We start from the raw sequence: 13,920 nt of genomic DNA on the forward strand, positions 1-13,920 counted from the left end.
AGAAGTGGGTTCAGTTCAGGACCGGCGTTGCCCCCATTGGCACTTTGCGCCCTGGCGCCGCCATTTCAAACAACTGCTCCACCCGAGCACTCTCCTGCGCACTCGGCTTGATCGCCCATGCACACGCCACAAAAATCCCCGCATTGACCACCAGCCCCACAATCCCGCTGGTCAACGACCCCAGCCCGGGAATGTCGTCCGGATACATCGTCGTCAGCACAATCGCCACCACAATCCCCGCCAGCATCCCGGCAATCGCGCCTTCCTTGTTGCCGCGGCGGCTGAAGATCCCGAAGAACAGCGGCACCGCCAACTGGATAATCCCCTGGTAGGAAATCTGCGCCAGCAATTGCAGTCGCGCGTAATCAAAGGTCAGGTATGCCAGCACCGAGGCGGCGACGATAAACACCACCATCCCGGACTTGGCCAACAGCGTCAGTTGCCGATCGGTACGCGGGGTGTTCCAGGTAGCCAGGTCGTTGGCGAATTGGGTGCCGCAGACCTGCACGCAGCCGTCGACGTGGCCGATGCTCGCCGCCAGTACGATGACGATAGCCAGCGCCAGCATCCACGGCCCGCCGATGTCGAACAGCGAGAGGAACCAACCTTGTTGCGGGTGCGCGATGACGTTCGGGTCCTGGCTGATGGCCGCGGCAAACAGCATCAGAATCCCGTAGAAACCACCCACCAACAGGATCGTGTACAGCGTGCCTTTCTTCACCGCCTTGACGCCGCTGGCGGTGTAGATGCGCTGGAAGCTCATGGGCCAGCACATCGAGCCGATCACGCCGGTGAAGATCAGGCTGAACATGTACAGCGGGCCGTAACCGGTGCCACTGGCGCCGGGAATCAGCAACATTTTCGCCGGCAGGTGCGCCAGGTTGGAGAACGACGCCTGGTCGCCGAACAGCAGGAATACACACAGCGCCGCACACACGACATAGGCGATCAGGCCCTGGAACATGTCGGTCATGATCAGCCCGCGCATGCCCATGCTCACGGTCCAGTACTGGCGCACCAGCACCACCACCACGCCGGCGACCAGGCAGGTGGTGACGCCCCAGCGGCCGAAGCTGGCGAACTGGAACAACATCGCCAACGCCTGGATGCCCATCACCACCCACGGGAATACCGAGATGATGCCGATGATCGAGGCCACGCGCTTGACCACCGGGCTGTTGAAGCGCATGCCGAGCAAGTCCGGCTGGGTGCGCAGGTTGAAACGCTGGCCCCAGGTCCACGCGCGGCGGGCCATCAGGTACATTGCCGTCACGCCAAGGGTGGCGTAGACCATGCCGTAGAAGCCCAGGGCGCCGCCGATGGTCAGGGCGAAAAACGCGGTAAAGGTCGAGCCCGGCCACCACGAGTTGGTGTAACACATGGCGATGTACCACGGCCCATAGGAGCGCCCGCCTACGGCGTAATCGGAAAAACTCGTGCTCTCGCGGTTGGTGGCGTACAGCACGGCGATCATCCCGGCCAGGAACAGGCCGATGACGCCGAAGGTGATAAAGAGGTTGGCATCGCTGGCGGTGCTGATCATTGCGCATCCCCCTCTTCGGGTATTTCGCCGGCCTTCAATTCGGCGACGTACAACGCCCACAGGCCCAGGCCTGCGAGGACGGCAATGGCGATCCAGTAGAAGATCGGCAACGGTATGCCCAGTACCAACGCGGTACTGCCGCTCACGCTCAAATAGAACGGCGGGAATAAGGCGAGCATCAGCAACAGGAAAAAGTACACGCCGAAGAGTTGGCTTTTCAGGCGTCCGGGTGGTGCGCTATCAGATTTCATGAGTCGGGTGCTCCTTGAATTTGTGGATCGTTTTTTTGTGTGATCAAACAAAAATCAAGCAGTGAAAACGCAGGCACCAATCAGCGCCCAAGTGACTTCATTCAATGCATTATTGTTGTCTGGCGCAGGCTCAAGCCTGTCTTAGCCAGGTTTCCCATTGCGAATCGTTGATGATGCTGCGGGCACGCATGTGCTTCCAGGTGCCGTATTTGTAGAAGTCGAAATCCAGCTGCGACACCGCGTGCTGCACCATCGCCCAGGTCGACCATTTGATGTCCGCCAGGGCCTTGTGCAACTTGATGCGCGCGAGGTTCTGCGGGGTGACCTGGCCGAAGTAATCCTCGATCAGGGCCAGTTCCATTTCATCAGTGAAAAACATCTCGCCGAACCACAGCGCCAGTTCGTAATGCCGGTCGTTGTTGGAGGCGTATTCGAAGTCCACCAGACGAATTTGCCGACGGTCGTTGAGCATGAAATTACCCGCCAGGGTGTCATTCATGCAGGGAGCCAGATCGATGCCGGAAGCTTGCAGCACGCCCCGGGCGCGGTCGCATTGGCGGCGCAGCCAAGCGTCGTCGGCGGGCTTGCAGCCGTTGAGTTGCTCCACCTGCCGCTGGTGCTCGGCAATCATGTCGAACACGGTCTTGGTCTGCACCAGTGGCGGCTGGTCGTTGAACGCCTTGAGGGCGTGCAGCGCGTTGTGGCGCACGTCGCGGTCGAGGAAGTCGTGGTTGGAGGAGGCGCGCCAGCCCTCCATGAACTCGAAGACTTCCACGCCGAACTCTTCAAGGAATGCGAACACCGGCGCGCCATAGCCGGTTTGCGCCGCCTTGAGGCTGGCGTCGTGGGCCGTGCGGCGGTCGATGAACATCTCGGTGCCCACGCCCGGCACCTTGAAGAAATACGCAGTGTCGATCCCGGCCACTTCCACCCGCCAGTTGGTGTTGGAAATCCCGCCGCTGACCGGTTCATAACGAATGCCGGTGCCGCCCCAACTGGCAACCCCGCGCACCGCCGCTTCCAGCTGACACTCTTGTGGCGTACACGCCTCACCTAACGCTTTCATGCCTGCCCCTCCTGTACCTGACGTAGCCAACCTTCAAACCGCGGGTCTTGCAGACTTTGGCGGCAGCGCAACAGCGTCCACTGCCCGACCTTGGAAAACTCCAGCGGCCGCGCCGAGGTAGCGCCGACCCACAGGCCCCAGAGCGTCCAGAACCAATCGTTGATCAAGGCGTACAAGCGGCAGCGCGCATAGTCGCTTTCACGGCACTCGCCGGCCCAGGCATGGATGCCTTCGCGCCAGTCGTTTTCGAAGACGTACAACTCGTTAAGGCTGATGGCCACGTCGTACCAGGGATCACCACTGCCGGCGTAATCGAAGTCGATCAGTTGCAAGGCGCCGTCCGGGCCGATCATCACGTTGCTCGCCACGCCGTCGCCGTGCAGCGGCACCGAGTCGCTGGCGTTCAGTTGCAGCGAGGTCCAGGCCAGGTCAATGCAGGTGCTGATCCAGGCGTGGTCGATGGGCAAGGCCACGCTGTAGCGCACGCATAATTCGCGCAGGTGCTGGATGTCTTGCAGCGGCGAGCGGGCGAAGCCCGGTGAGGTGCCTTGGTGCAATTGTTTCTTCAGGGCCCAGAGCGCTTGCAGGCGCCGGGGCTGCATCAATTCGTCGAGGCGGGCCCAACGCCACTCGCTGGTGGGCAACGCATCCAGCAGCAACACGCCGGCCGTGGCATCCACCAGGCGCACACCCGGCGTCACGTCGCAATCAGCTGCCAGTTGGGTGGCGCGGGCAGTGCGTTCAATGTCGATCAGCGCGCGCATGTCGTCATGCAAGACTTTGGCGTAACACTGGCCCCACGGTGCGCTGACGGTAAAACCGGCCCACTCGGTGGCCAGGCGTACCGGCGAGGCAATCCCGGCGGTGCCCTCTTCGACCACCACATGGGCGGACAAGCCGGCGGCCTCCAGGGCGCCCAGCAGCCGTGACTTTGCTTGCAAACGACTCGACATGGCAGACCTCAGCGGTAGGCGTTGGGGGTGGAACAGGCGCGGTGCAGCAACGCGGTCAGCATGTGCAGGCCGTTGCGCATGTCCTGTTCGCTGGTGAATTCCGCTTCGTTGTGGGACACGCCATTGCTGCTCGGGATAAACAGCAGGCACACCGGGTAATGCCGGCTCAGGCTGATGGCGTCGTGGCCTGACACGGTGACGCTGTTGCCGATGGGCAAGCCCAGTTGCTGGCCGACGCCGTAGGCCAGCTCGGCAAAGCCGTGATGCAGGTGGGTCGGCTCACGCAGGGCGCGGCTTTCGATGCTGTAGTCAGTCGACGTGGCGCTGGCGGTGGCCTTGAGGCTGGCGTCCAGGCGCGCACCGGCTGCGGCCAGTAATTCGGTGTCGGGCGAGCGGTACTCGACATGCAACGTCACGCTGGAAGGCACCACGTTGGGGGAATTGGGATAGATCTCCAGGCGCCCCACCGAGCTGTGCAGTTGCACGCCGTGCAGGTCGGCCTCGGCCCGCACCGCAGTGATCGCGTGGGCGGCGGCCAGCAAGGCATCCTTGCGTGCAGCCATGGGTGTAGGACCGGTGTGGTTCTGTTCACCGATGAACCGAATCCGTTGCTTGAGGGCGGCCCAGGTGTCGCGCACCACACCGATGGCCAGCCCGTCGCGCTCAAGGCCATCACCTTGTTCGACGTGGATTTCCACATAACCGGCGACGTCCAGCTCGACGCGGCCCTCCCCCAGATAACCAATCTGCTGCAGCGCATGCTTGAGGCTGATGCCATCGCCATCGCGGCAGGCCCAGGCGTCCTGCAGTGCCAGGTCACCGGTGAACACGCTGCTGCCGATCAGGCTGGGCTGGAAACGCGCGCCCTCCTCGTTGGTCCAGTTCACCACCGCCAGGTTGCACGCCGGCGTTTCGCCGCGCTCGCGCAGTTGGCGAGCCAGGCTGGCCACCGCGACTGCGCCGGCCAGTACGCCATAGACCCCATCGAAACGCCCGGCACTCGGCTGGCTGTCCAGATGCGAACCACACAGCACGTAGGGCGCTTCTGGATTAAAGGTGATCAAACCGAACATGTTACCCACTGCATCCACACGCACGTCAAAACCGCGTTCGGTCAGCCAGGCCGCGAACAGGTCGCGCACGGCGCCGTCTTCGGCCGAGGCGGCGAGGCGATGCAGCCCACCGGCCTTGGTCGCGCCGATGGCCGAGGTGTCGCGGAACAGCGCCTCGAAGGTTTCAAGGTCCTGTTCACTGGGCACCAGCAACTCAGGGGTAAAGGATATCGACATGGGCTTGCTCCAGGCGGGTCGCAAAGTCGTTGGACGGCGCACGATTGGTGACCAGGGTCGTGATGGCGCTGAACGGCAGCGTATTGATAAAGGTGCGGTGGCCGAACTTGGCGTCATCGGCCAGGATCACGCTGCGCAGGCTGTGTTTGGTCAGTTCCCGGCGCAGCAGCGCCTCGGGCTCCTGGTAGTCCATGAACCCCAGCTCAAGGTCGACAGCGCCGATGCCCATGAAGGCAATGTCGTAGTGGAACTGTCGGACGAATTCCAGGGTGTGGGCGCCAATCAGCGCGTTGTCGTTGCGGCGCACATCGCCGGGCACCACCAGCACCTGGTTGGCGCTTTGCTCGGTGATCAAGCGGGCGATGTCCAGGGAGTTGGTGATGATGCGCAACTGGCTGAACGCGGTCAGTTGCTGGGCCAGGGCCAGGGTCGAGGTGCCGGTGTCGAGGAACAGCACCATGCCTTCGCTCACCAGCTTCGCTGCACACACCGCGATACGCGTCTTGGCCTGGGGCTTGATGCGGCTGCGCACTTGCAGCGGCTGTTCTTCGTTGAGCCGCGGCAGGATCGCGCCGCCGTGGATGCGCCGCAGCTTGCCGGCTTCTTCCAGGTACTTGAAGTCGCGGCGGATGGTTTCTTCGGAGACGAACAGCGTCTGCGCCAGGTCAGACGCCTTGACGCGCTGGTGTTGGGTGAGCAGGAGCATGATTTCGTCGAGACGTGGCTGGTTGAGCATAAAAGAGGTATTCCAGGGCAGGTTCAGGCGGCCGGTATTGCGCGCCCCACGGCGAAACGCGGCGCGAGCCGGTCCAGCGGGGAGCATAGAACGTAATACAGCCATGGACAGGGTCACGGGTACCTCTCACTCATCAGGGTGTGAAAGGGCAGGACAACACAAAGCGTTTATCACGGGCGGGCTTCTTTTGAGCCCACTCCGGGTGCAATCAATCAAGGCATCAGCATCGGGGGGAGGTGCTGATCCCAGGGGGCGATGGCTTCGACGGCCGCGCAGAATTGCAGCACCTGGGCGTCGGCAAAACGTGGGCCGATCACCTGCAGGCCAATCGGCAAACCGCTCGGGCTGAAGCCGCAGGGCAGGCTGGCAGCGGGGTTGCCGGTGATATTGAACGGATAGGTAAACGGCGTCCAGCGGGCCCAGGGCACCGCGCCCTCCTCGCCCGGCCAGCCCTCGGGGGCAACCCGGTCGGCGGCGAACGGCAGGATCGGCATCGTCGGCATCAGCAGTACGTCGTAGTCATTAAACAGCGCGTGTACCTGATTGGCGAACAGTGCACGTTGCTGCACAGCCTTGAGGTAGGCCGCCAGATCGTAATCGGCGGAGCGCTTGATCAGCGCAGCGAAACCCGGGTCCAGTTGGTCGAGGCGATCGGCCAGGGATTTGCCATAGGCGATCCCGCGCCCGCCGACCCACAGGGTTTCGAAGGTGGCCAGCGGGTCTTGCCAGTCCAGGTTCAGGGTGGTGACGGTGACCGGCAGCTCATCCGCAAGGTAATGCACCGCCGCTTCGACGGTGGCGGCGATGACCGGGTCCACCGGCGTATCGAACAAGGTCGGGCAATACGCCACACGCACAGGGCCCAGCGGTTGGTCGCAGCGCGCCAGGTAGGACTCGGTGGGCGCGGGCAAGGCCTGGTGATCCAGCGGATCGGGCCCGGAGAGGATATCGAAGAGCAACGCGCTGTCGCGCACGGTACGGGTGATCGGGCCGGCGTGGCTGAGCATTTCAGTGGCGGACCAGGGCCAGGTGGGGATGCGCCCAAGAGACCCTTTAAGAGCGAATGCACCGCAAAAGGCGCCGGGAATGCGCACCGAACCGCCGCCGTCGGAACCCAGCGTGGCCGGGACCATGCGTGCTGCCACCGCAATGGCCGAGCCGGAACTGGATCCTCCGCTGGTGAGCTGGGGGTTCCAGGGGTTGCGGCCATTGCCGAAAACCCGGGAGGTGCTGGCGCCGGTCCAGCCGAATTCGGTGGTGGCGGTCTTGCCGAGGATGATCGCGCCGGCCTCCTTGAGGCGGCGGATGATCGGGGCGTCCTGGGTGGGGACGTTGTCCAGGCCGGTCAGCGAACCGCGGGTGGTGCGCAGATTGGCGGTGGAGAACAGGTCTTTGATGCCGAAGGGGATGCCGTGGAGCGGGCCACGAAATTGGTTGGCCTGCGCTTCTGCGGTCAGGATTTCAGCCTGCTCCCGCGCGGATTCGGTGTAGACGTCGCCGAAGGCATTCAGTGTGGGATTGTGGGTTTTGATGGCTTCGAGGCTTTGCTCGACCAGTTGCACAGGGGTCAGTGTGCCTTGGCGGATGCTTTCGGCTGCGTGCAGGACGCTGGGCATGTGGGTCAGTGAGGTATCAGTCTTCATTGAGCATCCTGGGACATCTGCGAAATGATCCAGCGGGTACGTCAATAGACGCCAAGGGAATGGAAGCTGTCAAGTTGGATTTGTTGCATATGTGGGTTTTGTGGGATTTATTTTTGTCGGAGATTTGGCTTACGAAAACGGGTCGGTTTAGCCGGGGATTTGGCGAAACGTCCTATCAGTAGCAGTGGATAGCTCTGACTTCTTTCTCTTACAAACCTCTGCAAAGTCCCTCGCCTGATCACACAGCGCGAGGGAACGCCGATGTTTTTTTCGATTAATGCCCTGCCCGATGGGGCTGCCTCTTGAATCCCGCCATAGGCAGGTTGGCCCTGGCTCCCATGGATGTGGAGACGAAGGACGTTGAAGCGGTCTTTCGTAACTTCAGGGAGTGCCTTAACACGTTTGACGATTGGGCTGAGAGCTTCTGGAGCTTTTCGTCGCTGGAAGTCGAGCAGGTGTTCAAGGTTGGGGATGAGGTCGCGCTGGTCGCGCCTGTTTCCTCTAAAGCCCCCAGTACCACCGTTGCAATGTGCAAACCCAATGGTGCGCTGACCCTGGTGCATATGTTTGAGAGCAAGCGGTTTGTGCCGATCGGCAACACGCCGGTCATCCTCCAGGCCATCGCCGAGGACGGCAGCCTGATCGGTCCCCCCATTCATAAAACCATCGGCCCCAGCGGCATCCTCGAAATCACCGACTGCACGCGCGACCAGCAGTATCAGGTCAGCTTCTACCCCGATGTTTCCAAGGATCACGTCAAGGCGCTCTACGCCTCCTATCAGTCGGTGATCAGCTCGCTGGAAAGCAGCTTGCGCAGTGAATGGACGAGCACCTTCGAAGAGCAGTGGAAACAGTACTCAAACGCCAGCGCCCTCGACCGTCGCAAGTTGATGGACGCCGCGTTTGTGCGAGGGATTACGAACACGCTGTACAGCCTTTGGGACGGTATTCCAAACCTGTACGACTGGCTGGCGGACATCAAACCCAATAGCGAAAAGTTGCTGCAGTACCTCTCCCAAGGCGAGCTTGAAGAGCTGTTGAAGCTCAGCAATGAGGCCATTGCCAACGGTCTTCTGGTGCTGAGCGATGAACCGCTGCTGTTCATCTATCTGTCGGCGATGTTCAGTTGGGCGCAATTGCTTCCGCCGCCGGACATGAACGAGCTGCTGGGGGAAATGACTTCCGAGGTACTGCTCAACCTGCTGTTGCTGTTGGCCACCGGCGGCATGGGTGTGGCGGTGCGTTTGGGCCCGCAGGTGCTGGGCAAGGTCAGGTCCGGCCGGGCACGGGTGTTACTCGAGCAGATGGCCAAGTTGGGCGAGGCACCACGGCTGGACTGGCACCCCAGTGTGCTTAAGCCGGTGTCGCTTAAAAATGACCCAGTGTCGATCAAGGCAGCGGCCGTGCCGTTGAAGGCCGGTGTAAACGAGGTTTCGAATCCGGCAGCGCTGGTCCGAAAGCCTAAAGCGGCGCGCACGGCGCTGGTGAAGCAAGAACATGTGGATGATGCCCCGGCTTCGGCGAAAAACCCCAATGGGGATGCTTCGGTCTGTTCGGCGAATACCTGTACCAATGGCTGTCCGGTTTCGATGGTTACTGGTGAGGAACTGCTGACCCTCACAGACGGCTCGTTGGAGGGTGTCCTGCCATTTGCCTGGACGCGGTTGTATCGCAGCAGTGCCGTGGAAGTGGATTGCGGGTTGGGGTTTGGCTGGAGTCATGCGCTGGCGCAGCGCTTGGTGGTGAGCGGCGGATCGGTGGTGTGGACCGATCACGAAAACCGCAGCACCACCTTTCCCCTGCCCTCTGCTGCACGGCCGGCCATCACCAATAGCCTGGCGGAAGCGGCGATTTATCTGGGTGCTTTGCCGGATGAATGGGTGCTGGCTCAGGCGTCGCTTTTCTACCACTTCCGTGACGGTGTGCTGACGGCGATCAGTGACGCTTACGACAACCGGCTGCGCATTTCCCGCGATTATTCAGGGCGGATTCAGCGGATCGATAACCATGTTGGCCAGGGATTGCTGCTGCGGTATGAGCACGGCCATATCGTTGCCGTCGACTATCAGGTGCAGCGGGAGCCGGGCTGGGTCACCGAACAGAACGTTGTTTCCTACACGTACGACGATGCCTGGCGGTTGGTTGAGGCGACCAACGCGGTAGGCGAAAGCGAGCGTTATCGGTACGACGATCAGCAGGTGATCCTGGAGCGGGAACTGGCCGGTGGGGCGAGTTTCTTTTGGGAGTGGGAACGGTCCGGCAAGGCGGCGCGATGTGTCCGGCACTGGGCCAGCTTTTCGCAGATGGACACGCGGTATGTGTGGGATGACAACGGCACGGTCACCGTGCACAACGCCGATGGCAGCCAGGAAGTCTACGTCCACGACCAGCGCGCACGGCTGGTGCAGCGGATCGATCCGGACGGCGCGCAGCACTTCAAATCCTACGATGAAAAAGGCCGGCTGACGGTCGAGCAGGATCCGCTGGGGGCGGTGACGGCCTATCAGTACGACGAAGCCGGTCGGTTGATTGCGCTGTTTCCCGGGGACGATACGCCGACGTCCTACGAGCATGACAACGGGTTCGTACGGGTTGTGCGCCGTGGTGACGCGGTGTGGAAATACCAGCGTAACGATCAAGGCGATATCACTCGCAAGACTGATCCGGACGGCAATTACACCGAATACACCTACACCCAACACGGAAAGCTCAGCGGTGCCTGGTATCCGGACAACAGCAGTCAGCGGCTGATCTGGAACGAACGCGGCCAGCTCATTGAGGAAAAACTGGCGAATGGCGGTGTGCGGCGTTATCGCTATGACGAGCTGGGGCGGCAGGTGGCTTGCGAGGATGAGCATGGTGCGCTGACCCAGTATCAGTGGGACGCCGTAGGTCGTTTGCTGAAAGTGATTCAGCCTGACGGGGCCACACGCGAATTCAGCTACAACCCGTACGGAAAAATCACTGCTGAGCGCGACGAGTTGGGCCGCGTCACCCGCTACGAATACGCCGACGGTCTGCACCTGATCAGCCGTCGGATTAACCCCGACGGCACACAGCTTAAATACCGTTATGACAATGTTCGGTTGTTACTGACCGAGATTGAAAACGAGGTCGGCGAAACCTATCGGCTCGACTATCACGCCAATGGCCTGATCCAGCAGGAAATCGGGTTTGATGGGCGCCGCACCGCCTATGCCTACGACCTCGCCGGGCATCTGCTGGAAAAGACCGAGTACGGCGACGATGGCAGTCGTCTGGTTACTGGTTATCAGCGGGACAGCGCCGGTCGCCTGGTAAGAAAAACCCTGCCCGACCGCAGCATTGTCGATTACACCTACGACCGCCTCGGCAATCTCCTCAGCGTCGACGACGGCCACTGGCCGCTCCACTACGAATACGACCTGCAAAACCGCCTCACCGCCGAACACCAGGGCTGGGGCACGTTGCGCTACCGCTACGACGAATGCGGCCAACTCAACTACCTGCGCCTGCCCGACAACAACCGCCTCACCTTCCACCACGAAAAAGGCGGCGACCTCGCCACCGTCGAACTGAATGGCAGCCTGCTCACCTCGCACCTGTTCAAATCCGGCCGCGAACACCAACGCCAGCAAGGCCAACTCCTCAGCCACTACCACTATGACGACCAGGGCCGCCTGCACGCCCACGCCATCACCCAACAGGAACAACGCTACCAGCGCCGCCAATACGACTACGACAAACGCGGCAACCTGACCCGCATCCTCGACACCCGCAAAGGCCAGCACGACTACCACTACGACCCGCTCGACCGCCTGACCCGCGCCGACCACTCGCACGATCTGCAGGAACGCTTCGTCCACGACCCGGCGGGCAACCTGCTGATGCAAGACCGCGTAGGGCCCAGCGTCGTCAAAGGCAACCGGCTGTTGACGCAAGGCGACCGTCACTACGACTACGACGCTTTCGGCAACCTCCTGCGGGAACGCCGGGGTCGGGCGCGGCAGTTAGTTACCGAATACAGTTACGACTGTCGGCATCGCCTGATCAGCGTCACCCAACCGGACGGCACCCAGGCCAGCTATCGCTACGACCCGTTTGGTCGGCGTATCGCCAAAACGATAAAAAGCCAAACCACCGAGTTCTTCTGGCAAGGCGACACGCTGATTGCCGAACACAGTGCTGATCACCACCAAAGCTATATCTACGAACCCAACAGCTTTCGCCCGTTAGCGCTGCTGAAAGGCTATGGGCCGGGAAACGTAAAACCCTTCCACTACCAACTCGACCACCTGGGCACGCCACAAGAACTCACCGCGCCCGATGGCGAAATCGTCTGGTCAGCGCACTACCGCGCCTACGGCCAAATCGCGAAGCTGGACGTCAACACCGTTACCAACCCACTGCGCTTCCAGGGCCAATACTTCGACCCGGAAAGCGGGCTGCACTACAACCGTCATCGCTACTACAATCCGGACATTGGCCGCTACCTGACGCCTGATCCGGTGAAACTGGCGGGCGGGCTGAACGGATACCAGTACGTGCCCAACCCGACGGGATGGGTGGATCCGTTGGGGTTGAATACCTGTCCGGGAGGCGATGGATGTAAGCCGACACACCGTGCTGAGGACCCAGCGAGCAAAGCCAAGGTAAACGAAGGCGACGTAGAGCCACCTAAAGGATTCGATAGTAAGCTCTCAAGAAATGGAGCGCTGAGAAGAGCTAAAGAGATTGGTGGTATTCCACGAAGCGCACAGCCTATAGCGGTTGAAAGGGATAAGATCCGTGATCAAGATAGATACATATCGGGCAGGATATATGTTTTCAGCCTTAAAAAAGGTCATGTCACTAAGATTTATGAACACTCCCTAGGTCATGTAGAGGGCAATCACGGTCCACACTTCAACACAAAAAACACGATTGGAGGAATAAAGGTGCCTTTGAGGATTGGCGATGACTCACATACATACTTCAAGAGAAAGCCATGAAAACCGCATATATAAATGAAACTGGAGTAAAACCTTGGAACGGGGTAGAACAGATAGATGACTCTCAGTTTTCCACATTAACCTTAATTGACCATGACTTTCGCTGCGTTTGGGATTCCTGGTGCAACGTGGCGGAGTGCTTAGTAGAAGAATGGCCGATCAAGCGGGAATGGCGGTCGATAGGGTGGGGAGATTTTTACTCCAGGACCGAGGAATACCTACTAAAAAAGGAATTGGCTGGTCAGATAAAAAATGGAGATCTATTCGGAAAAAATGATAGCACCAACATATATTCGATAATAAAAAACATTCCAACCTTGCCCAGAGATATAACAAATTCCGCACTGGAAGGTTCAAGCGAAACAATTTTGATTATGCAAAAGTCAGTCCCTTCAATAGAACAGCTTTGGACCGACATGACTATTTTCGAAAAAAAAGTGACTACCAAAAATATAAAAACTTTCCTTGAGATTCATCCACAAACCGTGCTTTGCAGGTTCTTTGATTCAGAAACACATGCCGCCGCTCAATTTATAAGCATGATTGATGTTCAAGAGAAACTAGTCAGCGCGATTCAAAAAAATGAGATCCGAGAAATCACCCAACGAGAGGTCTACAGTTATATTCACACATGAAGAATAGCCGAAAGCCAAACTTCCCACCAAACATCATGAATTGCGACGTACCTAAACGTTCGACTCAAAAAAGAGTCTCTCCTCTTGACGCAGGATATTTTAACCAAATAAATCCGCCTCACTCTGTTTCTTTGCTGCGACTACGTGCCGTGACCAAAAAACAATACTACACACCAAAAGCGGAAACGGTTTTTGGAGGACGATAAATGGCGATCTCACTGAAAAAACCATCAGGCTTCACATCGAACAATCACAAAAAAACACAGGTGGTGGCGCTCAGCGAGCACGTTGAAGAGGATGCGACGTTGCTCATCGACGGCACCATATTGAATTGCTTCGTCAGCTTTTTCCCTTATGAGATCGAAGTAGGAAAAACCTATGATGTAGATCTGACAATAAATCTATCCGACGACTACGAAGTCATCAGGGTCGACACAGTCGATTGTCTGGTTGAAAAAACAGGCCATGGCTATGCTTATTTTCTGTTTGGAAGGCTTTGCAACGAGACTTTTCACACGTTTACGCCACTTGACGATCAAGACTTGCACTACGAGCATCCAGCATTAAACGAACAACTTATCAGATTGGAAGTAGAGAGAATTGACGTGAGCTTTCACTGACATTCCAACAAACAGATAAAAATACCGATTGCCTTACTTAATCCAACGCTCAAAAAAATTGAGCCATTGCGCATGTAACACAATGAAAATTTAAAACCGAGAAATTAAATATTTTAATATCTAGATCGGGCAAAAAAATGCTATCGACTTATTTGAGTACAGATTCGAAACAAAAAAATCCAGCTCTGGTGTAACAACAAAATTTTGCAGCCCG

Annotated in this window: 10 protein-coding genes; 3 read left to right on the forward strand and 7 right to left on the reverse strand. The window is 59.1% G+C overall.

Annotated elements, in window-relative coordinates; translation table 11 throughout:
• Nucleotides 1-10 precede the first annotated feature (10 nt).
• The 7 genes from V6607_RS18675 to V6607_RS18705 form a co-directional block, all read right to left on the reverse strand.
• Nucleotides 11-1,543 carry a sodium:solute symporter family protein gene (locus V6607_RS18675; RefSeq protein WP_134326817.1) on the reverse strand — a complete coding sequence of 511 codons (1,533 nt, stop codon included), beginning with the start codon at nucleotides 1,541-1,543 and terminating at the stop codon, nucleotides 11-13.
• Entirely contained in the window at nucleotides 1,540-1,794 is a 255-nt protein-coding gene (locus V6607_RS18680; protein ID WP_003218518.1) for a hypothetical protein, read from the reverse strand. The genes V6607_RS18675 and V6607_RS18680 overlap by 4 nt, the downstream gene beginning before the upstream one ends.
• Before the next feature lie 130 nt (nucleotides 1,795-1,924).
• The gene (locus V6607_RS18685) at nucleotides 1,925-2,860 is read right to left on the reverse strand and encodes a choline kinase family protein (protein WP_003218516.1); all 936 of its coding nucleotides are present in this window, start codon (nucleotides 2,858-2,860) and stop codon (nucleotides 1,925-1,927) included.
• A complete protein-coding gene (locus V6607_RS18690) occupies nucleotides 2,857-3,813 on the reverse strand; it encodes an aminoglycoside phosphotransferase family protein (RefSeq protein WP_134326818.1) in 957 nt (318 codons plus the stop codon). Before V6607_RS18690 ends, V6607_RS18685 begins: the two co-directional genes overlap by 4 nt.
• Nucleotides 3,814-3,821: 8 nt before the next feature.
• Nucleotides 3,822-5,102, reverse strand: coding sequence for a Zn-dependent hydrolase (locus V6607_RS18695; protein WP_134326819.1), 1,281 nt, complete (start codon nucleotides 5,100-5,102; stop codon nucleotides 3,822-3,824).
• Nucleotides 5,080-5,838 (reverse strand): DeoR/GlpR family DNA-binding transcription regulator, encoded by a 759-nt coding sequence (locus V6607_RS18700; protein ID WP_134326820.1) that lies wholly within the window; start codon nucleotides 5,836-5,838, stop codon nucleotides 5,080-5,082. The genes V6607_RS18695 and V6607_RS18700 overlap by 23 nt, the downstream gene beginning before the upstream one ends.
• Nucleotides 5,839-6,050: 212 nt before the next feature.
• Complete coding sequence (locus V6607_RS18705) at nucleotides 6,051-7,454, reverse strand: amidase family protein (protein ID WP_032899092.1); 1,404 nt, start codon at nucleotides 7,452-7,454, stop codon at nucleotides 6,051-6,053.
• 365 nt (nucleotides 7,455-7,819) lie between these two features.
• Here V6607_RS18705 and V6607_RS18710 point away from each other — a divergent pair, with 365 nt between their 5' ends.
• From V6607_RS18710 to V6607_RS18720, 3 genes are all read left to right on the forward strand, one after another.
• Nucleotides 7,820-12,451, forward strand: a complete 4,632-nt coding sequence (locus V6607_RS18710) for an RHS repeat-associated core domain-containing protein (RefSeq protein ID WP_134326821.1) — start codon at nucleotides 7,820-7,822, stop codon at nucleotides 12,449-12,451.
• Nucleotides 12,448-13,086: a hypothetical protein gene (locus V6607_RS18715; protein WP_102605488.1), complete on the forward strand. Its 639-nt coding sequence runs from the start codon at nucleotides 12,448-12,450 to the stop codon at nucleotides 13,084-13,086. The genes V6607_RS18710 and V6607_RS18715 overlap by 4 nt, the downstream gene beginning before the upstream one ends.
• A gap of 206 nt (nucleotides 13,087-13,292) precedes the next feature.
• Nucleotides 13,293-13,706: a hypothetical protein gene (locus V6607_RS18720; RefSeq protein ID WP_134326822.1), complete on the forward strand. Its 414-nt coding sequence runs from the start codon at nucleotides 13,293-13,295 to the stop codon at nucleotides 13,704-13,706.
• Nucleotides 13,707-13,920 lie beyond the last annotated feature (214 nt).

Source organism: Pseudomonas sp. KK18 (assembly GCF_037094675.1).
Lineage (GTDB): Bacteria > Pseudomonadota > Gammaproteobacteria > Pseudomonadales > Pseudomonadaceae > Aquipseudomonas.